Consider the following 25,482-nt stretch of genomic DNA (forward strand, 5'->3'; position numbering starts at 1 on the left):
CACAAGGGCCAATCGGGAGCGGGGACAGAAATACAAAACCAACACAAATACCAACAAGGACTCGCCACGGCGAGTCCTTGTTTCTTCTGGTATTTCGGGTTTTGTTTTCGGTTGTTTGGTATTCCTGCCTCCACCCCCTTCTGTATGCGCCGAGGAGCGCAGGTTCAGGCGGATCAGGGATCGCGATTGTCTGAGCCGAAGGCGAGTTCGAGCGAGACCCCGCCTGAACCGAGCACCGCAGGTTGCCCGCAGCGAAGCGGAGGGTCGCAGACAGCAGGGTCGCCTTTTCTTTTGCTTACTTTTCTTTTGGCGAAGCAAAAGAAAAGTGAGTAGCCGCCGGGCTACCCCCGGCCAACTACCCTCAGCAAAGAGCACGTAGCCGGAGCAAGAACCGGCCACAATCCCGCCCAGCTAAGCCGGGTAGACAGCCCCCAGCACCCGCAACCCTTCTGCCCCCGTCACACTCGGCAAATTACCGGGCCTGCGCAACACCGCCTGCTGCGCCAGCCAGGCAAAGGCAGCCGCTTCGACCTGCATGGGCGGCAGGCCGTGCTGCTCAGAAGTCTCGACCTTGAGCTGCGGCAAGCCAGCCTGCAGGCGCTCAAGAAGGTAGGTATTGAAGGCACCGCCGCCACAGACGATCAGCAGGCCGCTGGCTTTTGCATAACTATTGACACCCGCCGCGCAGGCGCTGGCCGTGAATTCAGCCAGGGTGTTCTGCACGTCCTGCGGCCGAGCCGCTGAAAAGGGTGCGAGTTTGCCGGCCAGCCAGGCTGTGCTGAAAAGATCACGGCCGGTGCTCTTGGGAATCGGTTGCGAAAAATAGGGTTCGTCCAGCAGGCTGGCCAACAAGTCCGGCAGCAGCTCGCCGGTGGCCGCCCACGCCCCACCGTTGTCATAAGGCTGCCCCGTGTGTTGCAGGCACCATGCATCCATCAGGGCATTGCCCGGGCCACAGTCAAAGCCCAGCACGGGTGACGACGCGCCAGACGGCAGCACGCTGAGGTTGGAAATGCCGCCCAAATTCAGCACCGACACCGTGGCGTCAGCATGGCCGAAAACGCCCTGGTGAAATGCCGGCACCAGGGGCGCGCCCTGGCCGCCGGCCACCACATCGCGGCTGCGGAAATCAGCCACCACGTCGATACCCGTAAGTTCTGCCAGCAATGCCGGGTTGTTGAGCTGAAGCGTGTAGCCGGCGCCCGCCGGGTCGGATGACGTTCTTTGGGGCTGGTGCCGCACCGTCTGGCCATGTGCGCCGATGGCGCGAACCTGCGAGGCGGAGATGCCACGCGCCGCGGCCTGGGCCAGCAGGGCACCCACGACCTTGGCATAGGCTGCCGCGATATGGTTGGCGGCTATGGCAGCACGGTGCAATTCGTTGTGCGTGGGCGAATTCAGCGCCAGCAGCTCCGCGCGGAATACCCCGTCAAATGATTCGGTTGCCGCGGCAAGCACACGAAGTTTTCCGCCGGAAAGATYGACCAGCACACCATCGGCGCCGTCGAGCGAAGTGCCTGACATCAGGCCAATGAAAAGATCGGATGTTGCAGGCATGGGCCTATTTTGCCGCAAGGCCCCCATTCAGCGGGCTGTAGATAAAACGGCATTCAAGAGGCAAGAGCTAAGTGCAGTAAGCAGAGGACCCGTTTTCGCCAGCAGGGGCCGCGGAACCGGCTTCGCCGGGCCGCAGGCGCAGCGCCCCCTCGGGGGGCAGGAAGCTACACGAAGTGAGCGACCGTGGGGGCCCTAGTTATTCAGCGCGGGTCTGCGTGATGGTCGAGGCCGCCAGGAGCTGTGTCTTCACACCTGCGGCAATTTCCCTGAACTTCGGCATGGAAGCCGCGGCAACGGGAATGGTCTCGCTTTGCTTGGCGATCATCATCGGGTCCTGCTGCGTGCCGTTGACGCGGAACTCGAAATGCAGGTGTGGGCCGGTAGCCCAGCCAGTCGAGCCTACGAGGCCGATGGTCTGGCCCTGGCTGACGTTCTGGCCGCGCTGCACCATGATTTTGCTCAGGTGGGCATAAACGGTTTCGTGGCCGTTGCGGTGCCGCACGAACACCACGTTGCCATAGCCATTTTGCACGCCCGAAAACTCCACCACGCCGTCGCCGACTGTGCGCGCGGGGGTGCCGGTGGCCGCCGCAAAATCGGTGCCCAGGTGGGCTCGCCATGTTTGCAGGATGGGGTGAAAGCGCATCGAAAAACCGCTGCTGATGCGCGAGAACTCGACGGGCGAGCTCAGGTAGGCGCGGCGCAGGCTCTGGCCGTCAAGTGTGTAGTAGCCGCCCCTGTTGGCAGCGCCCGTGGCGTCCACGCCTGGTGGCTGGAACCACATGGCCTGGTAGGCCTTGCCGGCGTTGACAAACTCGGCCGACAGCACGCGGCCGGTGCGCAGCGGCTCGCCATCGGCTTCCAGGCTTTCATAGACCACATTGAAGCGGTCGCCCTTGCGCAGCGCGCGGCGGAAATCGATATCGCTGGAGAAAATTTCGGCCATCTGCACCGCCACGCCATCGGGGATGCGGGCGTCGTCGGTGGCGGCGAACAGGGAGGTCTGGATGCTGCCGCTGGACAGGCGCGCAGTAGCCACATACGGGGCGGTTTCAATGCGCGAGCTGAAGCCGGCGGCGCCGCGCTCGATTACCAGGCGCTTGAACATCGTTTCGTCGTCAGTGGGCCAGCGCATGCTGAGCTTGAGCAGTTGCTGGCTGTCGCTGGCTTCGGCGGTCACGTTTTTTCCGGCACGGCCCGACAGCAGCAGGCGCGCATTGGCATCGCTGCGCAAAAAGGCAGCGGCGGCGCTGTCGTCAATGTTCAGGCGCTTGAGCRGGGTATCAGCGGTGTCGCTGCTGCGGGTGCTTTCCGTACGGAACAGCTTGAAGCGGAAATCCGTCAGGGTATCGGTCTGGACCTGGGTGGGCAGGCTTTCTACCGCCTCAAGCACCTGGCGCACCGGGAGGTCGGCTGCGTCGGGCGCCATGGGCGCCACACCGAATGCGGTGACCCCTGTGCCCAGCAGCAGCGCTGCAAGGCTGGCGGTCACCCGTTTGGGGTGGCGACGGAGGCTGGCGGCAATGGGAAGCAGTATCTGGGAGGGAGATGGCAGTGGCAAAGCAGTATTCCCAACAAAAGTGCATCGGGCGCTGTGGGAGCGCCGGACTGCTGTATAAAAGGTGGAGAGCTTTGGCGGCCAGCCCTGTATGCAGGGGTGGGGGCCGGAGCCATCCGGTCAATGAGTTTCCTGATCAGCAAATTGCAGGCCAACTAAAATGGCTCCGCCGCTGCAGGAGAGCCGCCAGTATATCTGTCGGACAATTCCCCGACATGTGAAAAACCCTTATGAATCAAGAGCTTGTTACAAAATTCCCCGTTACCGACCGCGTCAGGGCGGCCTTGGCTGTGTCCCTGCGAGGCTGCGATGAGCTGATCCCGGAAAACGATTGGATACAAAAACTCGCCAGATCGGAGGCTACGGGCGTCCCGCTGCGCATCAAATTGGGGCTGGACCCGACGGCACCTGACATTCATGTCGGACATACCGTGGTGTTGAACAAAATGCGTCAGCTTCAGGATCTGGGCCATACAGTCATTTTTCTTATAGGCGACTTCACCAGCCTGATCGGCGACCCTTCCGGGCGCAACACCACACGGCCGCCGCTCACGCCCGAGCAGATCAAGGTCAATGCCGAAACCTACCGGGCCCAGGCCGACAAGATCCTGGACCCCACCAAAACCGAGCTGCGCTACAACAGCGAATGGAGCGAGCCGCTGGGCGCTACCGGCATGATCAAGCTGGCTTCGCACTACACCGTGGCCCGCATGATGGAACGCAACGACTTCAACGACCGCTACAAGGCCGGCACGCCCATCAGCGTGCACGAGTTTTTGTACCCGCTGATGCAGGGCTACGACTCGGTCGCGCTCAGGAGCGACCTCGAACTCGGCGGCACCGACCAGAAATTCAACCTGCTGATGGGCCGGCACCTGCAGCAGGAATACGGCCAGGAGCCGCAGTGCATCCTGACCATGCCGCTGCTTGAAGGCCTGGACGGCATCGAGAAGATGTCCAAGAGCAAGAACAACTACATCGGCATCAGCGAAGACGCCAACACCATGTTCGCCAAGGTGCTGTCGATCTCCGATGTGCTGATGTGGAAGTGGTACACGCTGCTGTCGTTCAAAAGTGAAGCCGACATTGCCGCACTGAAGGCCGAAGTGGACGGCGGGCGCAACCCCAAGGACGCCAAGGTCGCACTGGCCAAGGAAATCACCGCGCGCTTTCACTCGGCCGCCGCGGCCGACGCCGCCGAGCAGGACTTCATCAACCGCAGCAAGGGCGGAGTGCCCGACGAGATTCCCGAGGTGTCGCTGTCAGGCGCACCGATGGGCATTGGTGCGCTGCTCAAGGCTGCGGGCCTGGCGCCCTCGGGCAGCGAAGCCACCCGCCTGATCGACGGCGGCGGCGTGCGGATTGATTCCAGCGTGGTGAGCGACAAGGCGCTCAAGCTGGCGGCCGGCACCTACGTATTGCAGGTCGGCAAGCGCAAGTTTGCGCGTGTGACGCTGGCCTGAGCCGCGCCCTGCGGGGCATGCTCACGCCCGCCTCTAGCGGGCCCCAGCCTTGACCAGCATCTGCTCCATCTCACGGTAGCCGCGCGCCTTCGCAAGCTGCAGCGGCGTATTGCCCTGCCGGTCGCCGAGCTGCAGATTCGCGCCTGCGGCTATGAGTGCACGCAAGGTTTCCTGGTGGCGCAGCCCGCCGTCGCCCAGCACGATGGACTCGATCACGGCGGTCCAGTGCAGGTTGTTCACATGGTCCAGCGGTGCGCCTGCGGTGATCAGCTGTTTCACCACGCCGTCGTGGCCCAGGTGCGCCGCGGCAATCAACGCCGTGCCGTCATAGCGGCTGGTCACCAGCTTTGCGCTCGCGCCCGACGCAAGCAGCACGCGCAGGGTTTCCTCATCGTCGGCAACCGACGCCATCGTGACGCCGTCATACCTGTCCTTGTCCAGCAGGTTGACGTCGGCGCCGGCCCTCGCCAGCGCACGGATCGCCTCACGCTTTTTGGCAAACACGGCAACATGCAGCGGCGTACGGCCGTTGCCGTCACGCGCGTTGACGTCCGCCCTGGCTGCGGCAAGCCTTTCAACTTTGGCTGCATCACCTTTTTGAGCCGCGGCGTGCAGGCCGGTGTAGGCCGCCGCCTCCGATGCGCTGGGCGCCGTTTGCGCCGTGGCGGGGCTGCCTGTTACCGCGGCAAAGCTCCATACGGCAATTGCTGCAAGGTTTTGCAATGGATACCAGGATGTCCTGCGCATGGTGTTCTCCTTGGGTGCGTTGATGTTTGCCGTTGAGCGCTTACTTGAGCTGGTCCTTGACCTTGTCGAGCGCCACCATGGCGCATTGTTCGTCGAGATGGCCGCCGGGTGCACCGCCGATGCCCACAGCGCCAATCACTTCATTGCCCACCTTGACCGGCACACCGCCGCCGAGCAACAGGTAGCCCGGGATGTTCACCAGGTTGGCGGCGGCCGGGTTCTTTTGCGCACCCTCCATCATGGCCAGGGTGGTGTTCTTGGCAGAGGCGGAGGTAAATGCCTTTTGCTGGCTGGCACCCAGCGTGTGCGGGCCGGCGTTGTCCGCACGTTGCACGGCGCGAACAGTGCCTGCGCGGTCCACCACCGTGGCGGCCACAGCGTAGCCGTTGGCGGCACAGGCGGCCACGCTGGCGGTGGCAATCTGGTTGGCCAGCTCGAGCGACATGTTTTTCTCGATGCGGACAGACTGGGCGTTGGCGGCTGCGGCCACGAGGGACAGGGCGAGGGTGGAAATCCTGAGGGCGTTGTGCATGGTGTTGTTCTCCATAAATTCTTTGCGAACCGGTTCAATCAACCGTGGAAGAACTTTAAAAAACGCCAAGGAAATTGCCCATTCGTAGGGCTACGCCCGCACCTCCGTAAAACTACGGAGTGGCCTGGCAACGGGGAGCTTAGAGATTCGCTTCTACCAGCGTCGCGTATTGCCGGATCAGCTGCGCCAGCGACTCGGCTTCAAGCTTGGCAAACAGGTTGGCCCGGTGGGTTTCCACCGTGCGTGGTGAGACATCCAGCGCGCGGCCGATTTCCTTGTTGGTCAGCCCCGCAACGATCAGGCCCAGCACCTCACGCTCGCGCTCGGTCAACTGTGAAAATCGCCCCTGCGCATTCCGGTCCGCCTTGTTCCGTTCGCGCGACTTGACGTGCTGGCGCACGGCGTGTTGCAGGGCTTCCAGCAGTTGCTCGTCGTTGACGGGTTTTTCCAGGAACTCCGCCGCCCCGGACTTGAAGGCGCGGCGGCACATCTCCACCGTACCGTGGCCAGTCAGCATGATGATGGGCTGGTCCACACCCTGGCCGATCAGCGTGTCGAGTACGGTCAGGCCGCTGACGCCGGGCATGCGCACGTCCAGCACGATCGCGCCAATCGTCTGCCGGTCGAAACCCTCTACAAAAGCAAGCGGGTCAGCCCAGGGCTGCACGCGCAGGCCGACGGTGCCGATCAGCAAGGCCAGGCTGCTGCGCACCGCTTCGTCGTCGTCAATCAGGTGGATGAGCGGCGACAGGGTGGCGGCTGCGGTGTTTGTGTCGCTCATGGTGCGCTTCCTGCGGCGGCTGGCGCAAGCGGCAGGTTCAGCCGGAATTCGGCGCCGCGCGGCACCGCATTGTGGGCCGTCAGCGTGCCGCCCATGTTGTTGGCCAGGGTCTCGCACAGGCTGAGACCCAGGCCGAGGCCGTTGTCCCGGGTGGTGAAGAAAGGCTCAAAAATACGCGGCAGCAGTTCAGGCGGAATGCCGGGGCCGCTGTCGCGCAGGCTCAACACGCCTTGCCCCTTGTCCTCGCGCAGCGCCAGTGTCAGCGCACGTTGAGGCGCTGCAACCTGCTCAAGCGCCTGAAGGGCGTTCATCAGCAGGTTATGGATGATTTGCTCCAGCGCCACCGGATCCGCCAGAACGGCGCCCGGCGGCCCCGCCGGATCGAGATCCGGTTGCGCGACGCCGCGCCGCTTGAACTCCGGCTCCAGCAGGTAAAGCGCGTTGCGCACCGCTTGCTGCAGCCGCACGGGCTGAATTTCACCTGCCAGGCCGGGCCGCTCTATGGCGCGGCGCAGCCAGCCCACCACTTCAGAAGCGCGCCGTGCCTGCTCAACCGCCTGCTGCATCGCGCCACGCGCCGTGGCCAGTTCGGGAGGGTCTTCATTCAGCAGGCGGCTGGCGGCCTGGGTGTTGGCCAGCACGGCGGTCAGCGGCTGGTTCAGCTCATGGGCCATGCCTGCGGCAAGTTCGCCCAGCGAGTTCAGGCGCGCCACCTGGCCCAGGCGCAGCAACTCCTCCGCCCGCCGGCGCGCCGCGCGCTGGCGCAGCACCGCCGCCCAGGTGGCCAGCAGGGCCGCCACCAACGCGGCCCAGCCCAGCATTTCACCCCACGGCAGCTCAGGCCAGCCTACCTGGCGCGTGGCCACCACATCAAAAGGCTGGCTGTCCGAGGCCAGATGTTTTTGAAAGTCAAATCGCCAGCCCGCGCCAGCGGCCTGCCCAGGCTGGAGCAGAAAACTCTGGCCGGCGTGGTCAAGGCTGACGCGCACCGGGCTCTGCTCCGGCGCCATCGGCCATTCACTCCAGGGCACGGTGCCGCGCAGGTCAATCAGCAACGCATGACTGGTGGGTTCAGCGCCCTGCACCAGCTGGTAGCGGCCTTTGCCGAAATCGACATCGGCCAGTTCGGCATGACGGCTTTGGCGTGATTTTTCTTCGGCAACACGCAAGCTGTCGTGCGGCCAGGAGGCCCCGGGATCACGCCGTTGCACTTCCAGGATTTGCGGATAGACGGAACCCAGCCGCTGTTCGGGCTGGACAGGCTGCGAGGCGTTACGCGGGGGCTGCAGCAAGGCCAGCGTAGCCATTACCGCGTCATGCTGCACCACGCGCTGGCTGAGCAGCCGGTGGGCGATGCGCATGTCGGTTTCAAAGGCCTCACGCAACTGGGTGAGTGCCAGACGCCCCATGACCACGCAGCCCAGGGCCGTGATGAGGCCCCACGCCAGGAGCCACGGCCACCGGCCTTTTAGGGTGTTCAGCATGGCGCATTCTTGCATCATCACCGGTCCGGTCGGGCTGTTGTCGGATGCGAAGGAGGCTTTCGTCAATCTGGCTAGCGCTTTGTTGGGCCTTCTGCAGACCCGGGCACGACGCCCGGCGCTATAGTTTTAATAGCTGCTCGCGCTCGTCTCTATTGGTCTACAGGCATTTAACCTGAATACCAGCCGTCTTGTTACCGAACCTCGATGGCCACGCGCCGGTTGCGCGGTTCTTCCACTTCATCGGCGGTCGGTACGGCCAGGTCGCGTTCACCCCGGCCCGCCGCTTCGATGCGCTCCGCCGGAAACTGGCGGTCGATCAATATCTGGCGCACCTGCTGCGCCCGCTGGGCCGACAGCACGTCGTTGCTGGCGCCGGCGCCCACAGTGTCGGTATGGCCGGTGATGACGATGTCGCCGCCACTTCGGGCCAGCGCATCGGCGAGCACGTCTTCCATGATTTTCTGCGACTCGGCCGTCAGCACCGTGCCGCCCGCATCGAAGTACACGGTGTAGCGCTTGCCCCTGGGCGGCGCCATGTCGTACAGCGCAGCGTTGTCGGCGCGAACCCTGGCCGGATCAGCCAGGTCCACTTTGGGGGCAGCTGCTGAACCCAGCGCCGCTGTGGCACGCTGGAAAGGCACGGACAGCACGGCTTCGCCGCCTGCGCCTTCCCTGGCGCGCACCACCACGGCGGACGGCGTACCGTCCTCCTGCGGCAGCAGCACAACACGGGTGCCGGTGGAACAAGCTGCCAGCAGCGTGCTTAGAAGAATGGCGGAGAGAAACGGGTAATGGATCCTCATGGCTGTGGGTCCGCCTGCACGATGAAGTCAGTGCCGCGAATACCGATGAAGGCAGTCTTGGTTTCAATGCGTACGGTCTCGGGGTGGGCCTTGCCCACCAGGCCGCTCATCATGCGCAGCGAACCCTGCAGCAGTGAAAGCAGCAAGCCGCCCTCTTGTGTGGTGGCGTCAAAGCTGAAGCCCTTGATGTCCAGCTGCGAAGCCGGGCCCACCACCACGGTCGTGCCGTCCCGCAGCACCAGGCTGGCGGCCGAGTCCGCGCCTGTGACGATGCGGCCGGCGGGCAACACGGGGTCTCCCGCCTTTGCCGGCCGCGCAGCGCCGCCGGCCTCCTGCAGCTTGACATCGCCGCGCAGGGTTTTCAGAAAGCCGGCCTGCCCGGGGGCGGGTGGWGGCGGGGGCAAGGGTACAGAAGCGGGTGTAGCCGATGCCTCGGCGGCCGCCGGGGTGGCCGGAGCGGCCGCGGCAGGCTCCGGCGGGGTTTGGGCGGTGGCCTGCACGGCTGCAAGCATCAGTCCGGCCAAGGCTGTCAGATAGCGATGTTTCATGAAGATCCCTTTAGCAGATTATCCATTACCTTTTGTTACGATTCATCGGAAGGGTCTCGCCATCCGCGACCGCCCTTCTCCGGTCTTTTACCCGACCGTCCCCTACCCCCACAATGCAAGGATGAATTTTCCTGACTGGCAGTCCCTGACACCGCAACGCCTGTTGCGGGCCTCCGTGGCGGTGGCCGTGGTCACCATCGTTCTCAAGACGGCGGCCTGGTACATCACGGATTCGGTGGGCTTGCTGTCCGACGCGATGGAGTCTTTCGTGAACCTGGCCAGCGCCCTCTTTGGCCTGGCTATGGTCACGATCGCGCAGCGCCCGGCTGATGACGACCACCCCTACGGCCACCACAAGGCGGAGTATTTCTCGTCGGGTTTCGAAGGCGCGCTGATTGTGGGCGCGGCGGTGGCCATCATCTGGGCTGCAGCACACCGCATGCTCAACCCACAGCCGCTGCAGCAGCTTGGCTGGGGCCTGGCGTTGTCCGCCGGCAGCTCGGCACTCAACGGGCTGCTGGCCTGGGCGATGTTCCGCTCCGCCCGGCTGCACCGGTCCATCGCCCTTGAAGCTGATGCCAGGCACCTGGTGACCGACGTCTGGACCTCAGCCGGCGTGGTGGTCGGCATCGTCGCTGTCATGCTGACCGGCTGGCTGTGGCTGGACGCCGTGGTGGCCATCGGAGTGGCCCTGAATATCCTGTGGGAGGGCGGCCAGCTGGTCTGGCGTTCATCGCAGGGCCTGATGGACGAGGCGGTGGAGCCCGAGGTGCTGGCCGACATCCAGAAAACGCTGGACGGCTTCGGCCGCCCCGCCATCCGTTTTGACCATCTGAAAACGCGACGCGCCGGCCAGCGGCGCTTTGTCGACCTGCACATGCACGTGCCGGCCAGCTGGTCGCTGGGCCGTGCCGCGGCCGTTCGCACCAGCGTTGAGCAGGCCCTGATGAGCGCCGTGCCGGGCCTGCGCGCGAGCATCGAGCTGCTGCCCAGCGACGTGGAAACCCACTTCGACGACGAGGCCGACCTGGCTTGATGGCCCGCGGCTCTTTTTGCCCCGCCGATAATTTTTCCACTTCCACACACTTCCCCATCTACCCAGGAGCTTTGATGAAACGAACCCTTCTTGCGTTTGCCGCCCATGTGCTTGCCTGCGCAACCGTCAGCGCCGCCGTGCAGGCGGCAGAGCTTCAGGTGCTGAGCGCCGGCGCCATCGAGCCAGGCCTCAAGGCAGCTGTGGCCGCTTTTGAAAAACAGACCGGCCATGCCGCCAAAATAACTTTCAACACCGCGCCCGAGCTGAAAAAGCGCATGGAAAGCAACCCGGCCTTTGATGTGGTGATCGCGCCGCCCGCCGTCATTGGCGAATTTGCCGCGGCGCGCCAGCTGGCGGAAACACGTGCCAACGTCGGCCGCGTCGGAATGGGTGTGGCGGTGCGTGAAGGCGCACCGGTACCCGATATCGCCACTGCCGACGCATTAAAGCGCTCGGTTCTGGAAGCGGACTCGCTGGTATTCAACCGCGCATCCACCGGCTTGTACCTGGAAGGCCTCCTCAAGAAGATGGACGTGTATACGCAAGTCGAGGGAAAGACCACACGCTACCCGGACGGCGCTTCCGTCATGGAACATGTGCTCAAGGGCAAGGGGCGCGAGATCGGCTTTGGGGCGATGACCGAAATTCTTCTGTACAGGGACAAGGGCCTGAAGTTTGTCGGCCCGGTGCCGGCCGAGGTGCAGAACTACACGTCTTACACCGCCGCGCCGCTGGCTTCCGGCAAACAGCAGGACGTGGCCCAGCAGTTCGTCAGCTTCCTTTCCGGCCCGGTCGGCAAGCCGCTTTTCGTCGCGGCCGGCGTGACCGACTGATGAAGGCGGTGCTGCAGCGCGTGGCTGAGGCCCGCGTGGTGATTGCCGGTGAAACCGTCGGCCAGATTGGCGCCGGGCTGCTGGTGCTGGTGTGCGCGGAGCGCGGCGACGTGGAGGCGCAGGCTGACAAGCTGCTGGCCAAGATATTGAAGTTGCGGATTTTTTCGGATGACGCTGGGAAGATGAATCTGTCGGTTCAAAACGTCAAAGGCGGCCTGCTCGTCGTGAGCCAGTTCACGCTGGCCGCCGATGCTTCGGGCGGCAACCGGCCCAGCTTTACCGGCGCGGCCCCGCCTGACGAGGGACGGCGGCTGTACGACTATTTTGTGGCCCAGGCCCGCGGCCTGCACCCACACGTTGAAACCGGGCGGTTCGCGGCCGACATGCAGGTGCACCTGGTCAATGACGGGCCGGTGACCATTCCACTCCAGGTTGCGCCGGGTACGTGAGCCCGCTATCAATTAAATAGCTGCTTGCGCCTGTCCTTATTGGCCCGCAGCCCAATAATCTTTGAATCTCAGCGGTAAGGGTTTTGGATGCCCAGGCCGGCCAGGATTTCGATTTCCCGCGCTTCCATGGCCTCGGCATCGGCTTCGCCGGTCTCGTGGTCCCAGCCCTGCGCGTGCAGCGTGCCGTGCACCAGCAAGTGGGCGTAGTGGGCCTGCAGCTTTTTTTTATTTTCCTTGGCCTCTTTGGCCACCACCGGCGCGCACAGCACCAGGTCGGCCGTGACCACCGGTTCCCGGGTGTAGTCAAAGGTCAGCACATTGGTGGCGTAGTCGCGCTGCCGGTAGTCGCGGTTCAGTGCCTGGCCTTCTTCAGCGTCCACGATACGCACCGTGATCTCGCCGTCGTGCGCCAGCGCGTGGCGGATCCAGCGGGCCACGCTGTGGCGCGGCAAGGCGGCGCGGTGGCGGGCGGCGTCTTTCAGGTCGCCAAACTGCAAGGACAAGCTCAGGTTTTTAAGAGCCATTTCGGCTCCGGGCGCTTGCGCGTCGTGCGGGAGCAGCTATCGAATCTGTAGCAACTTCGGCTGCGGCGCCAGGCCGCGTCTTGTCGTACGCATCCACAATTCGGGCGACCAACGGGTGGCGCACCACGTCGGCGCTGGTCAGGCGCGTGATCGCAATGCCCTTGACGCGCTTGAGCACGCGCTCGGCGTCGACCAGGCCGCTCAATTGCGTACGCGGCAAATCCACCTGGCTGATGTCGCCCGTCACCACCGCCTTGCTGCCAAAGCCGATACGGGTCAAGAACATCTTCATCTGCTCAGGGGTGGTGTTTTGCGCTTCGTCCAGGATGACAAAGGCATGGTTCAGCGTACGGCCGCGCATAAAGGCCAGCGGCGCAATCTCAATCTGCTGGCGCTCAAAGGCTTTTTGCACACGCTCAAAACCCATCAGCTCGTGCAACGCGTCATACAGCGGGCGCAGGTAGGGGTCCACCTTCTGGCTTAAATCGCCCGGCAAAAAGCCCAGGCGTTCGCCGGCTTCGACCGCCGGACGCGTGAGCACGATGCGTTGCACCGTGCTGCGCTCCAGCGCATCCACCGCGCAGGCCACGGCCAGGTAGGTTTTGCCGGTGCCGGCCGGGCCTATGCCGAAGGTGATGTCGTGCGTAGCGATGTTTTCCAGGTAGGTGCCCTGATTGGCGGTGCGGGCGCGCAGGTCGGCGCGCCGGGTCGACAGCGCAGCGCCGTCGGGTGCGATGCCGCCCACGCCGTCTCCCGCCAGCATCAATTGCACAGTTTCGGGCTCTATGGGGCGCTGCGCGATTTCGTACAAAGCCTGCAGCACTTCCAGCGCCTGGGTCGCCTTCACCTTGGTGCCGTCGATCTTGAACTGCTCGAAGCGGTGCGCGATCGTGACGTCCAGCGCCGCCTCGATGGTGCGGATATGGCTGTCCATGGGGCCGCACAGGTGGCCCATGCGGGTGTTGTTGGGCGGCGTGAAGGTGTGGCGAAGAATCAAGGCGGTGGGTTTCCTGAAAAAAAGGGCCAATACCGGCGGTGGCGCCGGGCCAAAACGCAATTGTCCGCCCAAACGCCCAGCCGCGCCCGACTGATAAGATTTGCCCATGATTGGAAGACTCTCAGGCCAGCTGGCCGAAAAAAATCCCCCGGAAATCCTGGTGGACTGCAACGGCGTCGGCTATGAAGTGCTGGTGCCCATGAGCACCTTCTATAACCTGCCCGGGCTGGGCGAAAAAGTCAGCCTGCTGACGCACTTTGTGGTGCGCGAAGACGCACAAATCCTCTACGGCTTCGGCAGCGCCACAGAACGTGCCGCCTTTCGCCAGCTCATCAAGATTTCCGGGGTGGGCCCCCGCACCGCGCTCAGCGTGCTCAGCGGCATGAGTGTTGAAGAGCTTTCCCAAGCGGTCACCCAGCAGGAAGCCGGACGCATCATCAAGGTGCCCGGCATCGGGAAAAAAACCGCCGAACGCCTGCTGCTCGAACTGAAAGGCAAGCTGGGCGCCGACATCGGCATCCAGGTCAGCGTGGCCAACGATGCCCAGTCGGACATCCTGCAGGCACTGGTGGCGCTGGGCTACAGCGATCGCGATGCAGCGCTGGCCCTGAAGGCGTTGCCCAAAGATATTGGCGTGAGTGACGGCATCAAGCTGGCGCTGAAGGCGTTGGCAAAATGAGAGTGACTGAGCGTGGGGGCTCTCTAACCCAGCAAGGGCCGCGGAACCGGCTTTGCCGGGCCGCAGGCGCAGCGGCCCCCTCGGGGCCCAGCGCATTACACGCAGTGAAAAGCGTGGGGGTCCTATGACCATTCAGACCGATGATTTTTCCCCCGGCGACTTTCCGCCCGCCAAGCGTGTGATGTCGGCCACGCCGGCCTCGCCCGGCGAGGAGGCGATTGAGCGCGCGCTGCGCCCCAAGCTGTTTGACGAGTACGTCGGTCAGACCAAGGTGCGCGACCAGCTTGAGATCTTCATCGGCGCGGCCAAGAAGCGCAGCGAGGCGCTCGACCATGTGCTGCTCTTTGGCCCGCCCGGTCTGGGCAAGACCACGCTGTCGCACATCATTGCGCATGAGCTGGGCGTGAACCTGCGTCAAACATCGGGCCCGGTTCTGGAAAAGCCCAAGGACCTGGCGGCGCTTCTCACCAACCTCGAAAAGAACGACGTTCTTTTCATCGACGAAATCCACCGCCTGAGCCCGGTGGTGGAAGAAATCCTTTACCCCGCGCTCGAGGACTACCAGATCGACATCATGATCGGCGAAGGCCCGGCGGCGCGCAGCATCAAGCTGGACCTGCAGCCCTTCACGCTGGTGGGCGCCACCACGCGCGCCGGCATGTTGACCAACCCGCTGCGTGATCGCTTCGGCATCGTCGCCCGCCTGGAGTTTTATACGCCCGACGAACTCGCCCGTATCGTTACGCGGAGCGCCAAGCTGCTGAACGCACCCATGGACAAAGAGGGCGGCTTTGAAATCGCCCGCCGCTCGCGCGGCACGCCGCGCATTGCCAACCGCTTGCTGCGCCGCGTGCGCGACTACGCCGACGTCAAAGGCAGCGGCCACATCTCTCTGGACATCGCCAACAAGGCGCTGGCCATGCTCGACGTAGACCCGCAAGGCTTCGACGTGATGGACCGCAAGCTGCTCGAAGCCGTCATTCACCGCTTCGATGGCGGCCCGGTAGGCCTGGACAACATCGCCGCCAGCATTGGCGAGGAGCGAGACACGATCGAAGACGTGATCGAGCCCTATTTGATCCAGCAGGGCTACCTGCAACGCACACCGCGCGGACGCATCGCCACGCTGGCCGCCTACCGCCACCTGGGTGTGGCGCCGCCCCAGCAGGGTCAAGACTTCTTCGGCGCCGGCACCTGAGCAATTAACCAGCCCGTCAAGTTGGCAGGGCAGGAGGGGGAACCGTGGAATTTCCGGATACCGTTCCGTCGGCCGAAATGGCGGGCGAGGCTGATGCGCCTGACTATGTGCGTGAGTTTCCGTCATCGTGGCGCAGCACCACGGGAACACTGACGATCCTCTTTTCATTCCTGGCCGTCATTCCCATCTTGATGCTGCTTTTTGTCCCGTTTACCGGCTTTCCGGGATGGCGGGTATTTTCCCTGGGGGGCCTGCTGTGGCTTGTGTGGCTGTTCGGGCGCCAGCTGGTTGGCGGTCATCCCGCCTTGCGGGTAGGGCCTGAAGGCATCAGCGCCGCCGTACTGAAAAACAGGACCATCGCGTGGACTGAGGTGTCAGATATCGAGACGCAGTCTGCGCAGGGCCACACGTCGATCAACGTGTCGCTCGCACCTCATGTGAAAGACAAATGGTGGTGGGGCAGCCGTAAAAAGCGGCTTTGCATTCTCTTGAACAGCGTACGGACCAAAGACCACCCCGACGCGATCATGGCCGCGACGCAGGCCTTTGCTACCTACGGCGGACAGGGCTTTATGCAGGCGATGGAGCAGCGGACCGCTGAACTCAAGGCCGTGGAAGATTTCGACGCCCGCCTGAAGGAACTCACACCCATGACGTGGGCGCTTTACCTGGTGGTAGGCGTGAACATCGCCGTCTGGCTGGCCAATCTCGGCGCCGGAATCAGCGCGTTCAAGCCCCTGCCGTCGGAGCTTCTGGCCTGGGGCGCCAATTCGGCGGCGTCCGTGGTGGAAGACCGCCAGTATTGGCGTCTGTTGACGGCCACCTTTCTGCACGGCGGCTTTCTGCACCTCGCATTGAATATGCTGGGCTTGTGGCAGGCCGGGGTCCAACTCAACCGGCTTCATGGCAACTTTCAGTTCCTGTTGATCTACCTGGCCAGTGCGCTCACCGGCAGTGCGCTCAGCCTGCATTTTTCTGCCCAGCAATCCGTTTCCGTCGGTGCTTCCGGCGCGGTGTTTGGTGTCCTGGGGGCGTTGCTGGTGGCGGTGCACCAGCATCGCGGACAAATACCCGGCATTACCAGCAAGAACGTGATGACCAGTCAGGGCGTGTTTCTGGCGTATGCCCTCGTTCAGGGTTTCAGCAAGCAGGGTATCGATAACGCCGCCCACGTGGGGGGCCTCATTGCAGGATGTGTACTGGCATGGGTGCTGACCGAAAAAATCGCCGCTGTTGCCACACCGGCGCGGCGGCTTTCAACGGCGGCTATCGGTTCGTTGCTGTCGGCCACCGCAGTGGCCGCTCTGGTGGCTACAACGCCGACGCCTGCCGTGCACCATCGGCAGCTGTTTGAATTCCAGGCCGGGCTGACCCGCATTTTGCCCGCGATGCAAGCCGCGGAAAAAGACTTTCAAGCAGACGTCAAGGCCTTTCGGGAAGGCAAGATGCCCGAGCCGGAATTTATCCAGGCCATAGAAACACGGCACCTGCCGGGCTACCAGGCTGTGCAGCGCGCCCTGGCCCCGCTGGATATTCCCGGCAATGACAAAGTCGGCGCTGGCATGCGCGACGTCAAACGCGCCAATAGCCTGATGGTGGAAATGATGCAAATCCAGCTGGCGGTGGCACACGCTGCGCAGGACGCGACCGCGGCTGCGGCCAGCCAGGCCCGCATGTTGGTGATCGGCGAGGAGCTCAGGGCCATCAATTCGCGGATCTCCGAGCGTGTGAGTGCCGCCAAGCCCAAATCCAAACCCTGAAGAAGCGCCATGTCCTGCCGTTCACTGATTTCCTTTGCGCTGATATTGTGTGGGGTGGCCGCTACCGGCGGCTGCGCCAGCCCGACTCCCACGCCGCGCACGCCCAATCCGGCCGTACCCCTGGCGTCCACTTCCAGCCTGCCGGAGTTCCCCGAGTTGTACCGGCAGATGGGAAAGCTCTACGCTGATCATCCGCAGGCGCCGCAAATGCAGGACGGTGATGGCATGGGGCAAAAAATCTCGATTGCACGCGTTCGTAAGCCCGGCTCGCTGGACGCATTGCAAGCTTACCGTGCGCAGGGCATTCATGGCCGCGTTGTCGTGATTGCGTTGCTGGACGCCGAAGGCAAACTGCTGGATGCGCGGGTCCTGTCGTCAACCCATGCCGAGCTCAATGAAGCGGTGCTGCAGTCGGCACGCGAGGCAGAGTACCGGGGCGGGCGAATCAATGGCGCGCCGTCACCGATGTACGCCGTCTACGGCGTGAACTTCTAGGCGCGCTGCCTCACGCTCAGAGGCAGTCAGGTCAGCGCGCCGCGGGCGTCKACCTGGTAAATGCGCTGCACTGTGCCGTGGCGCAGGCCACCGGCCACGCCGATCATGGCGTCGTGCAAATTCACGGTGGGGTCGCAGTGGCCGGGAATCAGCCACAACATGCTGCCCAGGCCCGGCAGGCGCTTGCTGTCGCCCGCGGGCCGCAAGATGCCGTGCTCGTCACCGCCGTTGAAATAGGTCAGCTCGCTTTCATTGTCGAAGGCATGCACCAGCGGCAGGCCGGAATCAATGGCGTGGCTTTTATGGCCGGCGTCGCATACCGCATGGCCGCCGTGCGTGCTGATCACCTGGGTTTTGACGAACAGCGCATGTTCAAACTGCGGCTGCGACGGGTCTCTTTCGTTCTGGGCGTAATCGGCGTCCATGAACAGGAAGGAGCCGGCCTGCAGTTCGCCGTAGACGCCACTGGCGGCCTCCAGCATCAGGCTGCCGGTGCCGGCGCCTGTGACAAGGTCTACCGTGATCCCCTGTGCTTCGATCAGTTTGCGCGTCAGGAGGACGGCTTCCACCGCCTTGGTAATCGCATCGCGCCTTTCCTGGGCGCTGCGCATGTGTTGGGCCTTGCCGTGGTAGGCCTGCAAGCCGGCAAACCGCAGCGCCGGGTGTTTACGGATCTCCAGCACCAGCGTCACGGCGGCTGCACCGGGTTCCACACCACAGCGGCCCTGGCCGACGTCGATTTCCACAAATACGTCAATCACGGTGGCGCCCGCGCTCTTGTTTTTGGTGCGGGCCTCCGTCATGGCTTGCGCCAGGCGGATCACGCCCTCCGTGCTGTCCACCGCGATGGAAAGCTGGCCGCCCTGGGCCGCGACTTTTTGGGTGAGCGCGGCGACGCGGGCCAGCTTGGCCGGGGCAATCACCTCATTGCTGATGTAGACATTGGTGATGCCGCCGGCCACCATGATCTCTGCTTCGGCGGTTTTTTGCACACACACGCCGATGGCGCCGGCGCGCATCTGCGCCTTGGCCAGTGAGGCACTTTTGTGCAGCTTGGCGTGGGGACGCCAGCGGACATTGTGCTTTTTGGCAAATTCGGCCATGCGCGCAAGGTTGCGCTTCATGGCGTCCAGGTCGATGACGAGGGCGGGCGTATCGATTTCGTTGACCGATTTGCCGATCAGTTCGGCCAGAGGAGGTGGCAGGGTGCTCATGGATGCATTGAAGTGTGTTTTGTGCCTATTGTGCGCCGACACCGGAACCGGCCTCGCCGCCGGCAAATCCGTCATCCAGCGCAATGCCGTCCAGGTGCTGGGTGTCGGCCCAACCCACCAGCGAAAAGCCCTGGGGCGTCCAGAGCAGGCGATTGATGGCCGTGTTGCCCAACGACCAGGTGCGCGGGGCCTGGATGTCCAGCCGCGTGGCGGCCCGGTACAGCACGTCCATCACCCCGCYGTGGCCCACCATGGCGATCAGCTCGCCCGGGTGCGCGGCCGCCAGGCGCTCGGCGGTGGCCACCACCCGGCTGCGCAAATCCAGCAGCGACTCGCCGCCGGCAGGGGCAAACTCCGGATCCCGCTTGCGCCACCGCATCGACTGYTCGGGCAGCAAGGCTGCGATCTCCGAAAAGGTTTTCCCTTCAAAGTCGCCAAACCCGCGCTCCCGCAGGCCTTCCTCACGCGTCACCTCGATGCCGAGCGCACGCCCCAGGTATTGCGCGGTTTCCCAGGCGCGTGTCAGGTCGCTGGCATAGATGGCGGTGATGGGTTCCCCGGCCAGCGCGAGCGCCATGCGCTCAGCCTGCCGGCGTCCAATGTCATTGAGAGGAATATCCAGGTGGCCCTGGATGCGGGTGTCCACATTCCAGGTGGTTTCACCATGCCGTATGGCAATAACACGCGTCACTTCAGTCATGACACACCAACACGAAGGTAATAGAAGCGAGAAGCGGTGTTAAGCCAGCCAGGGCCGCGGAACCGGCTTTGCCGGGCCGCAGGCGCAGCGCCCCCCCCGGGGGGCAGCGTAGTACGCGAAGCGACAAGCGTGGGGGCCACATCTACCTTGGGATCTCCACATTGATGCGGCGCGTACCAGGCGGCGGCTGCGGGAAGCCGCGCAGCGCCGAGTCCAGCATGGCTGGCAGCACAGCCGGGGTGTCCGACCATACGCCATCGTGCAGGGCCCGCGTTTCAAAGGCGACCTGGTTGGTGCGAAGGTCGCGCATCACGATGCTCAGCTCGCGCTTGAAATAGGTCGACTCCGAGATTCCGCCGCCGCCGATCGGGAACGACAGGCCGACCCCGGCGCCGCGGCTGCCGCCGCCCACGAACACACCGCTTCCAAACCCAAAACCGCCGTAGGGGCTGTAACCATAGGGGCCGCGGTCGATGATCTGGGTGGTGGCCACAACCTGCACGCTGTAGCGTGCGGCCGACGGGTTGAGTTCCATGCCCACCTTGGCCAGCGCGGCGCGCGCCTGCCCTTCGATGGCGTCCTGGGGCGAGCCCGGGGCCTGCTGGGAAGGCAGGCGCTCAAACCGGTAAGGCGTGCCGGGAGCCGGTGGGGCACCGTTCCAGTTGTAAAAAGCGGTGACGTCGCTGTCGACCACCCGCATGCTGGAACAGCCGGTCATGAAGAGTGCCATGGCTGCCATGGCAAAAACAAGGAGAGATGATCGTTTCATAAAACCTCCGTGTTGAGTGATTCAGATAGTCAGCTGGGCTGGATGCCAATGACTGAAAGGCCCGGCAAAGCCGGCTCGCGAAACTCCTCTGCATCAAAGGCCTTGTCACCGTCGGCGTCGGCAATGCCGGTGGCCTTGATTCCCTTGAAGTCGTGGCGCTTGTTGTCCATCAGGTGCGACGGCACGATGTTCTGCAGTGAGGCAAACATGTTCTCCAGCCGGCCGGGAAATTTTTTCTCCCATTCGCGCAGCATGTTGCCGACCTGCTTGCGCTGCAGGTTTTCCTGGCTGCCGCACAGCGTGCACGGAATGATGGGAAATTCACGCACCTGCGCCCAGCGTGTCAGGTCTTTTTCGGTCACATAGGCCATGGGGCGGATGACAATATTCTTGCCGTCGTCGCTCACCAGCTTGGGCGGCATGCCCTTGAGCTTGGCCGCGAAAAACATATTGAGGAAAAACGTCTGCAGCATGTCGTCGCGGTGATGCCCCAGCGCGACCTTGGTGCAGCCCAATTCGCCCGCCACGCGGTACAGGATGCCGCGGCGCAGGCGTGAGCACAGCGAACACAGCGTCTTGCCCTCGGGTATCACGCGCTTGACGATGCTGTAGGTGTCCTGGTTTTCGATGTGGAAAGGCACGCCGAGTTTTCCGAGGTAGTCGGGCAGGATGTGCTCGGGAAAACCGGGCTGTTTCTGGTCGAGGTTGACGGCCACCAGTTCGAAGTTGATGGGGGCGCGCTTTTGCAGTTTCAGCAAAATGTCGAGCATGGCGTAGCTGTCTTTTCCGCCCGAGACGCACACCATGACCCTGTCGCCCTCTTCAATCATGTTGAAGTCGACGATGGCGCGGCCGACTTCACGGCACAGGCGTTTTTCGAGCTTGTGGTCTTCGCGCTCGATCTTCATGCTGTTTTGCACGCGCGCAGCGCTTTCGTCGCGCTCAAATTGCCCGACGGCTTCTTCCCAGACTGTATTCACATCGTTGTCCATATCGTTCACCACTGTCCCGTCTCAATGCGAATCGCCACTTCGCAGTCGTCAAAAATTTCGAGCTTGGCAATCTTCACCCGCACCCCCACCACGCCGGGCAACTTCATCAGCCGGTGCGCCAGCTTGCCGATCAGGCTTTCCAGCAGGTTGACGTGTTCCGAGGTGCATTCGGTGATGATGATCTGGCGCACCTTGCGATAGYCCAGCACATGGTGGATGTCGTCGTCATGGGGCAGCAGTGGCTGCGCCCCCAGGTTCAGCTCGGCATCGACCTGGATCGGTTGCGGTGCGGTTTTTTCGTGATCAAGAATCCCCAGGTTGGCGTCAAAACGCAAGCCGGTGAGGTTCAGGATCTGGGTACCCCGGGAGTTGAACATGGTGCCAGTCTGTAATGGGTCGGATGAAGTGATGTGTAAGCCGTTGCCGATGGCTCACATCAGCGAAAAATCGCGTTCGAACTTCATCAGGTGCTGGCCGCCGTCCACCAGCAGCGTGGTGCCGGTGATGGAGCTGTTTTCGAGCGCGAATTTCACCGTGGCCGCCACGTCGGCGGCGGTGGACGACCGGCCCAGCGGGGACAGCTTGTGGCGGGCCTCAAATTGCTCATCGGTCAGCAGGTGGCTGGTCAGCGTCAGCCCGGGTGCAACGCCCACCACGCGGACCTGCGGGGCCAGCGCAAGCGCCAGCATGGTGCCGGCCGCTTCCAGTGCGGCCTTGGAAAGGGTATAGCTGAAGAAATCGGGGTTCTGGTTCCAGAGCTTCTGGTCCAGCAGGTTGACCACAGCTCCCGTGGCGCCCCGCGAAGCCACATGCGCATGCAGGGCCTGGGCCAGCACGATGGCCGCGCCGGTGTTGCTGTGCAGGTGCCGGTCCAGGGCGGCAAAGCCGAAGCTGGCAGCGCTGTCCTGCTCAAAGGTCGAGGCGTTGTTCACCACGGCATCGACTTGCCCCATGCGCTCGACCACGGCCGGCAACAGGCCACGCACCGCAGCCTCGTCGTTTAAATCCGCATGAAAAGCGGCTGCAGCGCCCGACAGTTGTGCGCAAGCAGCTACTGTTTTGATAGCATCCTCTTCAGAACTGCGGTAATGTACCGCTACCTGCCAGCCCCCGGCCGCGAGTGCCAGCGCGATATCGCGGCCCAGCCGCCTTGCGGCGCCGGTCACGAGGACAACGGGTCGGGATGATGGAGGGGTGGGCGTCATGGATGGTGGGGTTTGGCAAAGGGTCAAGGACGTATCGCCGACAATTGCAGGCGGTGACAAACAATGACCCAGACGACCAATCCCCCCATTTTACCGACCAGCCTTGCCGTCCATATTGCCAGGGCCATTGACGCTGCCGGCGGCTGGATCGGCTTTGACCGCTTCATGGAAATGGCGCTTTACACGCCCGGTTGGGGCTATTACGCCAATGCCTCCCGCAAATTCGGCCTGATGCCGCAGTCAGGCAGCGATTTTGCGACCGCCCCGGAGATGTCCGCCCACTTTGGCCGGGCGCTGGCCAGGCAGGTGAAAGAAGCGCTGTCGGCAACCGGCACTGCGGAAATCTGGGAATTCGGCGCCGGCTCGGGCGCGCTGGCGCAGCAGTTGCTGGAGGCACTGGGCGACTCGGCCGTGCAATACCACATCGTTGATCTTTCGGGCAGCCTGCGCGAGCGCCAGCAGGAGCGTCTGCAGGCCTTTGCCGGCAAAGTGGAGTGGGTGGCCGAGCTGCCCGCGCAGATGCGGGGCGTGGTCGTGGGCAACGAAGTGCTGGACGCGATGCCCGTGAAAATGCTGGCACGGCTTGACAAAGTCTGGCATGAACGCGGCGTGGCCAGGTTTCAGGGAGGCTTTGTCTACGCCGACAGCCCCACCACGCTGCGGCCGCCCGTCGAAGTGGAAGGCGAACACGATTACGTCACCGAAATTCATCCCGAGGCTGAGGGATTCATTCGGACACTGGCCGACAGGCTGGATACGGGCGCCGTGTTCCTGCTCGACTACGGTTTTCCAGAGCGCGAGTACTACCATCCGCAGCGCAGCATGGGTACATTGATGTGCCACCGCGGCCACCTGGCCGATGCCGATGCCCTGGCGGAAGTGGGCGACAAGGACATCACGGCGCATGTCAACTTCACCAGTGTTGCACTGGCCGGCCAGGAAGCCGGCCTGCAGGTGCTGGGCTACACCAGCCAGGGGCGGTTTTTGCTGAACTGCGGCGTGCTGGACGGGATGGAAAATGCCAGCCTGCAGGAGAGGGCCATGCTGCAAAAGCTGGTGAACGAGCATGAAATGGGCGAGCTTTTCAAGGTCGTCGGTTTTGCGGTGGACTCTGCGGACCATCCCTATTCGGGCTGGCAGGCTTCGGGGTTTTCGCAAGGCGACAGAAGCCACACTTTGTAGGCGCCGCCTCACCATGCCCTTATGAAAGCACCTCCATGATTCGCTGGATGATCGTCATTTTTCTGGTCCTGGTGGTCATCAGCGGCCTCACGCCGTGGCTGCACAAGCTGGGCTTCGGCAGGCTGCCCGGCGATTTCCGCTTCAGGTTATTTGGCCGGGAATGGTTTATTCCCCTTGCGACCACTGTGTTGCTGAGCCTTATCGCCACGCTGGTTGCCAAACTCATTTGAGCCCGATTGCGCCCAAAGACTACGCGCCATCTTTCTGACCGCAGATAGCATTCATTTTTTCAGTGCCCGCGTATAAATTGACCCGCCCTGCCCACTCCTGGAGATTCCGGCCTTGAACGCAAATTCCCCTTCCCCGACGACCGTCCCGATTCCCTCGTTGCCCAAGGGCTCCGCGCCCCTGATCTGCGTTGACGTTGGCGGCACCAAGGTGGCTGTCAGCGTTGCCGACGAGCACGGCGTACGCGGCCGGGTGACCGAAGCCACCGTCAAGCAAGGCAGCCGCGATGCGCTGGGCCAACAGGTTCTGGCATTGATCGCGCGCAGCTGCGTCGAAGCCGGGGTCGAGCCCTCCGCCGTTTCGGCAGTGGGCGTCGCATCATGCGGGCCGTTCCAGCTGCACGGCGGCCTGATTGAACTGACGACCCCCAACATCTGTGGCGGCATGGCCGGCAAGGCGCGCGGCTTGCCCAATGACTGGCTCAGCGTGCCACTGGAGGCTCCACTGCGCCAGGCTTTTCCCAACGTGCGCGTGGAAAACGACGGCATCGCCGCCCTGGAGGCCGAGCGCCGCTGGGGTGCCCTGCAAGGCCTGGAGCACTGTGCTTATGTGACCTGGAGCACCGGCGTCGGGGTGGGACTGTGTGTCGATGGCCGTGTGCTGCGCGGCAAGCACGGCAACGCCGGCCATGCCGGCCACATGTTTGTGAGCGACAACCAGGACGCACTGTGCGGCTGCGGCAACATCGGCGATCTCGAGTCGCTGGTGGCGGGCAATGCGATGGAGCGGCGTTTTGCCGGCGCGGGCCACGCCGGCGCAGTCAGCCTTTTTGCCGCCGCGCGCGCGGGCGATGCCGGCGCTACGGTGATGGTCGACGAACTCTGCCGGGTGATGGGCCGCGCCCTCTACAACCTCGTTGCCACACTGGATCTCCAGCGCATCAGCATGGGAGGCAGTGTGTTCCTGAATCACCGTGACTACCTGTTGCCGCGCCTTCAGGCACAGATTCAGGGAAAGCTGCCCGCGCTGACCGACGGAGTCGAATTGGTGACCGCCGGGTTGGGCGAAAGGGTTGGGGATTTTGCGGCTTTAGCCTTGGTGAGTTGAGCTTGCCCTGGCCGGGCCTGTCCCGGCGGGCCTCTCGTCCAGGCAGGGGGCTACCGTATCGACCGGAACTATCCCTGCCCCGAGGCTTCAGTCGCCTCAGCCTTCTTCACCACCCTCACCTGCGGCGACAGCTGCCAGAAAATTCCCGCTGACGCCAGCGTGATCAGCCCCATCGCAGCAAACGTCGCCTGGAAGGAATGCAGCGTTTGTACGGCCTCGCCGGCCCCAAAGAAGCCCGTGAAAGCGGCCAGCACCGCACCTGCAGCGGCCACGCCCATGCTCATGGCCAGCATCTGGACCATGGACAGCAGGCTGTTGCCGCTGCTGGCCATGCTGCTGTCCAGGTCGCGCAAAGTGACGGTGTTCATGGCCGTGAACTGCATCGAGTTGACCGCGCCAAAACACGCCAGCTGAAGGATGTGCAGCCACAGGGGCTGCGCCGGTGTCACGAACGCGAAGCTTGCCATGGCGAGCCCCACCAGTGCGGTATTGGTCACCAGCACCCTGCGGTAGCCGTAGCGCGTGATCAACGGTGTGGTGACGCGTTTGACCAGCATGCTGGCCACGGCCACCGGCACCATCATCATCCCCGCCTGCAGCGGTGAATAGTCCAGGCTGACCTGCAGCAGCAAGGGGACGAG

The 25,482-nt window shown here is 63.7% G+C and carries 28 protein-coding genes; 11 read left to right on the forward strand and 17 right to left on the reverse strand.

Annotation, left to right across the window (positions count from 1 at the left end):
- Positions 1–411: 411 nt before the first annotated feature.
- Both AC1D0Z_RS06720 and AC1D0Z_RS06725 read right to left on the reverse strand, forming a co-directional pair.
- Positions 412–1,557 (reverse strand): anhydro-N-acetylmuramic acid kinase, encoded by a 1,146-nt coding sequence (locus AC1D0Z_RS06720; protein WP_477657467.1) that lies wholly within the window; start codon positions 1,555–1,557, stop codon positions 412–414.
- Between the two features lie 196 nt (positions 1,558–1,753).
- Complete coding sequence (locus tag AC1D0Z_RS06725; protein WP_477657468.1) at positions 1,754–3,118, reverse strand: peptidoglycan DD-metalloendopeptidase family protein; 1,365 nt, start codon at positions 3,116–3,118, stop codon at positions 1,754–1,756.
- Positions 3,119–3,345: 227 nt separating this feature from the next.
- Here AC1D0Z_RS06725 and tyrS point away from each other — a divergent pair, with 227 nt between their 5' ends.
- Positions 3,346–4,578 (forward strand): tyrosine--tRNA ligase, encoded by a 1,233-nt coding sequence (tyrS, locus tag AC1D0Z_RS06730; RefSeq protein WP_477657469.1) that lies wholly within the window; start codon positions 3,346–3,348, stop codon positions 4,576–4,578.
- A 33-nt stretch (positions 4,579–4,611) separates the two neighbouring features.
- Here the strand turns inward: tyrS and AC1D0Z_RS06735 are convergent, their stop codons facing one another.
- The 6 genes from AC1D0Z_RS06735 to AC1D0Z_RS06760 form a co-directional block, all read right to left on the reverse strand.
- Positions 4,612–5,325, reverse strand: coding sequence for an ankyrin repeat domain-containing protein (locus tag AC1D0Z_RS06735; RefSeq protein WP_477657470.1), 714 nt, complete (start codon positions 5,323–5,325; stop codon positions 4,612–4,614).
- Between the two features lie 40 nt (positions 5,326–5,365).
- Entirely contained in the window at positions 5,366–5,857 is a 492-nt protein-coding gene (locus AC1D0Z_RS06740; RefSeq protein WP_477657471.1) for a GlcG/HbpS family heme-binding protein, read from the reverse strand.
- Positions 5,858–5,996: 139 nt separating this feature from the next.
- Complete coding sequence (locus AC1D0Z_RS06745) at positions 5,997–6,638, reverse strand: response regulator transcription factor (RefSeq protein ID WP_477657472.1); 642 nt, start codon at positions 6,636–6,638, stop codon at positions 5,997–5,999.
- Positions 6,635–8,122, reverse strand: a complete 1,488-nt coding sequence (locus AC1D0Z_RS06750) for a sensor histidine kinase (protein ID WP_477657473.1) — start codon at positions 8,120–8,122, stop codon at positions 6,635–6,637. Before AC1D0Z_RS06750 ends, AC1D0Z_RS06745 begins: the two co-directional genes overlap by 4 nt.
- A gap of 191 nt (positions 8,123–8,313) precedes the next feature.
- Positions 8,314–8,925, reverse strand: coding sequence for an OmpA family protein (locus AC1D0Z_RS06755; protein ID WP_477657474.1), 612 nt, complete (start codon positions 8,923–8,925; stop codon positions 8,314–8,316).
- Positions 8,922–9,473 (reverse strand): FecR family protein, encoded by a 552-nt coding sequence (locus tag AC1D0Z_RS06760; protein ID WP_477657475.1) that lies wholly within the window; start codon positions 9,471–9,473, stop codon positions 8,922–8,924. The genes AC1D0Z_RS06755 and AC1D0Z_RS06760 overlap by 4 nt, the downstream gene beginning before the upstream one ends.
- A 121-nt stretch (positions 9,474–9,594) precedes the next feature.
- Between AC1D0Z_RS06760 and AC1D0Z_RS06765 the strand changes: the two genes are divergently transcribed.
- The 3 genes from AC1D0Z_RS06765 (at position 9,595) to dtd (ending at position 11,791) form a co-directional block, all read left to right on the forward strand.
- The gene (locus AC1D0Z_RS06765) at positions 9,595–10,509 is read left to right on the forward strand and encodes a cation diffusion facilitator family transporter (protein ID WP_477657476.1); all 915 of its coding nucleotides are present in this window, start codon (positions 9,595–9,597) and stop codon (positions 10,507–10,509) included.
- 74 nt (positions 10,510–10,583) lie between these two features.
- Positions 10,584–11,342: a molybdate ABC transporter substrate-binding protein gene (locus AC1D0Z_RS06770; RefSeq protein WP_477657477.1), complete on the forward strand. Its 759-nt coding sequence runs from the start codon at positions 10,584–10,586 to the stop codon at positions 11,340–11,342.
- The gene (gene dtd / locus AC1D0Z_RS06775) at positions 11,342–11,791 is read left to right on the forward strand and encodes a D-aminoacyl-tRNA deacylase (protein ID WP_477657478.1); all 450 of its coding nucleotides are present in this window, start codon (positions 11,342–11,344) and stop codon (positions 11,789–11,791) included. Before AC1D0Z_RS06770 ends, dtd begins: the two co-directional genes overlap by 1 nt.
- A gap of 68 nt (positions 11,792–11,859) precedes the next feature.
- On the opposite strand, the gene ybeY is transcribed toward dtd, so the two are convergent.
- Positions 11,860–12,315, reverse strand: coding sequence for an rRNA maturation RNase YbeY (gene ybeY / locus AC1D0Z_RS06780; protein ID WP_477657479.1), 456 nt, complete (start codon positions 12,313–12,315; stop codon positions 11,860–11,862).
- On the reverse strand, positions 12,305–13,312 hold the full coding sequence (locus tag AC1D0Z_RS06785) for a PhoH family protein (protein WP_477657490.1): 1,008 nt from the start codon (positions 13,310–13,312) through the stop codon (positions 12,305–12,307). Before AC1D0Z_RS06785 ends, ybeY begins: the two co-directional genes overlap by 11 nt.
- A 106-nt stretch (positions 13,313–13,418) precedes the next feature.
- On the opposite strand from AC1D0Z_RS06785, the gene ruvA reads away from it, so the two are divergent.
- From ruvA to AC1D0Z_RS06805, 4 genes are all read left to right on the forward strand, one after another.
- Entirely contained in the window at positions 13,419–13,991 is a 573-nt protein-coding gene (ruvA, locus tag AC1D0Z_RS06790; protein WP_477648181.1) for a Holliday junction branch migration protein RuvA, read from the forward strand.
- 124 nt (positions 13,992–14,115) lie between these two features.
- A complete protein-coding gene (ruvB, locus tag AC1D0Z_RS06795; RefSeq protein WP_477657480.1) occupies positions 14,116–15,189 on the forward strand; it encodes a Holliday junction branch migration DNA helicase RuvB in 1,074 nt (357 codons plus the stop codon).
- 44 nt (positions 15,190–15,233) lie between these two features.
- A complete protein-coding gene (locus AC1D0Z_RS06800) occupies positions 15,234–16,949 on the forward strand; it encodes a rhomboid family intramembrane serine protease (RefSeq protein WP_477657481.1) in 1,716 nt (571 codons plus the stop codon).
- A 9-nt stretch (positions 16,950–16,958) separates the two neighbouring features.
- Positions 16,959–17,444 (forward strand): energy transducer TonB family protein, encoded by a 486-nt coding sequence (locus AC1D0Z_RS06805; protein ID WP_477657482.1) that lies wholly within the window; start codon positions 16,959–16,961, stop codon positions 17,442–17,444.
- Positions 17,445–17,470: 26 nt separating this feature from the next.
- Here AC1D0Z_RS06805 and AC1D0Z_RS06810 read toward each other — a convergent pair whose 3' ends face one another.
- The 6 genes from AC1D0Z_RS06810 to AC1D0Z_RS06835 all read right to left on the reverse strand — a co-directional run bounded on the left by AC1D0Z_RS06810 (position 17,471) and on the right by AC1D0Z_RS06835 (position 22,324).
- Complete coding sequence (locus tag AC1D0Z_RS06810) at positions 17,471–18,658, reverse strand: DSD1 family PLP-dependent enzyme (RefSeq protein ID WP_477657483.1); 1,188 nt, start codon at positions 18,656–18,658, stop codon at positions 17,471–17,473.
- 25 nt (positions 18,659–18,683) lie between these two features.
- The gene (locus tag AC1D0Z_RS06815; protein ID WP_477657484.1) at positions 18,684–19,358 is read right to left on the reverse strand and encodes a histidine phosphatase family protein; all 675 of its coding nucleotides are present in this window, start codon (positions 19,356–19,358) and stop codon (positions 18,684–18,686) included.
- A gap of 142 nt (positions 19,359–19,500) precedes the next feature.
- Positions 19,501–20,127, reverse strand: coding sequence for a DUF4136 domain-containing protein (locus AC1D0Z_RS06820; protein ID WP_477657485.1), 627 nt, complete (start codon positions 20,125–20,127; stop codon positions 19,501–19,503).
- Positions 20,128–20,156: 29 nt separating this feature from the next.
- Positions 20,157–21,119, reverse strand: coding sequence for a tRNA 2-thiocytidine(32) synthetase TtcA (gene ttcA / locus AC1D0Z_RS06825; RefSeq protein ID WP_477657491.1), 963 nt, complete (start codon positions 21,117–21,119; stop codon positions 20,157–20,159).
- A gap of 5 nt (positions 21,120–21,124) precedes the next feature.
- A complete protein-coding gene (locus AC1D0Z_RS06830) occupies positions 21,125–21,496 on the reverse strand; it encodes a dihydroneopterin aldolase (protein WP_477657486.1) in 372 nt (123 codons plus the stop codon).
- A gap of 54 nt (positions 21,497–21,550) precedes the next feature.
- Positions 21,551–22,324 (reverse strand): SDR family oxidoreductase, encoded by a 774-nt coding sequence (locus tag AC1D0Z_RS06835; protein WP_477657487.1) that lies wholly within the window; start codon positions 22,322–22,324, stop codon positions 21,551–21,553.
- A 63-nt stretch (positions 22,325–22,387) separates the two neighbouring features.
- Here AC1D0Z_RS06835 and AC1D0Z_RS06840 point away from each other — a divergent pair, with 63 nt between their 5' ends.
- From AC1D0Z_RS06840 to AC1D0Z_RS06850, 3 genes are all read left to right on the forward strand, one after another.
- Positions 22,388–23,506 carry a class I SAM-dependent methyltransferase gene (locus tag AC1D0Z_RS06840; RefSeq protein ID WP_477657488.1) on the forward strand — a complete coding sequence of 373 codons (1,119 nt, stop codon included), beginning with the start codon at positions 22,388–22,390 and terminating at the stop codon, positions 23,504–23,506.
- A 35-nt stretch (positions 23,507–23,541) separates the two neighbouring features.
- Positions 23,542–23,736: a DUF2905 domain-containing protein gene (locus AC1D0Z_RS06845; protein ID WP_457282900.1), complete on the forward strand. Its 195-nt coding sequence runs from the start codon at positions 23,542–23,544 to the stop codon at positions 23,734–23,736.
- Between the two features lie 148 nt (positions 23,737–23,884).
- Positions 23,885–24,841 (forward strand): ROK family protein, encoded by a 957-nt coding sequence (locus tag AC1D0Z_RS06850; RefSeq protein WP_477657492.1) that lies wholly within the window; start codon positions 23,885–23,887, stop codon positions 24,839–24,841.
- 68 nt (positions 24,842–24,909) lie between these two features.
- Here the strand turns inward: AC1D0Z_RS06850 and AC1D0Z_RS06855 are convergent.
- Positions 24,910–25,482, reverse strand: a 573-nt coding sequence (locus tag AC1D0Z_RS06855; protein ID WP_477657489.1) for an MFS transporter, incomplete at its 5' end; no start/stop codon positions are given.

Source organism: Polaromonas sp. P1_E3, assembly GCF_056405935.1.

Bases quoted from the DNA above. Each gene is read 5' to 3' on its own strand.
- AC1D0Z_RS06750 (WP_477657473.1), bottom strand. From the start codon at position 8,122: ATGCTGAACACCCTAAAAGGCCGGTGGCCGTGGCTCCTGGCGTGGGGC.
- AC1D0Z_RS06840 (WP_477657488.1), top strand. From the start codon at position 22,388: ATGACCCAGACGACCAATCCCCCCATTTTACCGACCAGCCTTGCCGTC.
- tyrS (WP_477657469.1), top strand. From the start codon at position 3,346: ATGAATCAAGAGCTTGTTACAAAATTCCCCGTTACCGACCGCGTCAGG.
- AC1D0Z_RS06805 (WP_477657482.1), top strand. From the start codon at position 16,959: ATGTCCTGCCGTTCACTGATTTCCTTTGCGCTGATATTGTGTGGGGTG.
- ybeY (WP_477657479.1), bottom strand. From the start codon at position 12,315: ATGGCTCTTAAAAACCTGAGCTTGTCCTTGCAGTTTGGCGACCTGAAA.
- AC1D0Z_RS06845 (WP_457282900.1), top strand. From the start codon at position 23,542: ATGATTCGCTGGATGATCGTCATTTTTCTGGTCCTGGTGGTCATCAGC.
- ttcA (WP_477657491.1), bottom strand. From the start codon at position 21,119: ATGGACAACGATGTGAATACAGTCTGGGAAGAAGCCGTCGGGCAATTT.
- AC1D0Z_RS06745 (WP_477657472.1), bottom strand. From the start codon at position 6,638: ATGAGCGACACAAACACCGCAGCCGCCACCCTGTCGCCGCTCATCCAC.
- AC1D0Z_RS06740 (WP_477657471.1), bottom strand. From the start codon at position 5,857: ATGCACAACGCCCTCAGGATTTCCACCCTCGCCCTGTCCCTCGTGGCC.
- AC1D0Z_RS06735 (WP_477657470.1), bottom strand. From the start codon at position 5,325: ATGCGCAGGACATCCTGGTATCCATTGCAAAACCTTGCAGCAATTGCC.
- ruvB (WP_477657480.1), top strand. From the start codon at position 14,116: ATGACCATTCAGACCGATGATTTTTCCCCCGGCGACTTTCCGCCCGCC.
- AC1D0Z_RS06765 (WP_477657476.1), top strand. From the start codon at position 9,595: ATGAATTTTCCTGACTGGCAGTCCCTGACACCGCAACGCCTGTTGCGG.
- AC1D0Z_RS06755 (WP_477657474.1), bottom strand. From the start codon at position 8,925: ATGAGGATCCATTACCCGTTTCTCTCCGCCATTCTTCTAAGCACGCTG.
- ruvA (WP_477648181.1), top strand. From the start codon at position 13,419: ATGATTGGAAGACTCTCAGGCCAGCTGGCCGAAAAAAATCCCCCGGAA.
- AC1D0Z_RS06835 (WP_477657487.1), bottom strand. From the start codon at position 22,324: ATGACGCCCACCCCTCCATCATCCCGACCCGTTGTCCTCGTGACCGGC.
- AC1D0Z_RS06770 (WP_477657477.1), top strand. From the start codon at position 10,584: ATGAAACGAACCCTTCTTGCGTTTGCCGCCCATGTGCTTGCCTGCGCA.
- AC1D0Z_RS06820 (WP_477657485.1), bottom strand. From the start codon at position 20,127: ATGAAACGATCATCTCTCCTTGTTTTTGCCATGGCAGCCATGGCACTC.
- dtd (WP_477657478.1), top strand. From the start codon at position 11,342: ATGAAGGCGGTGCTGCAGCGCGTGGCTGAGGCCCGCGTGGTGATTGCC.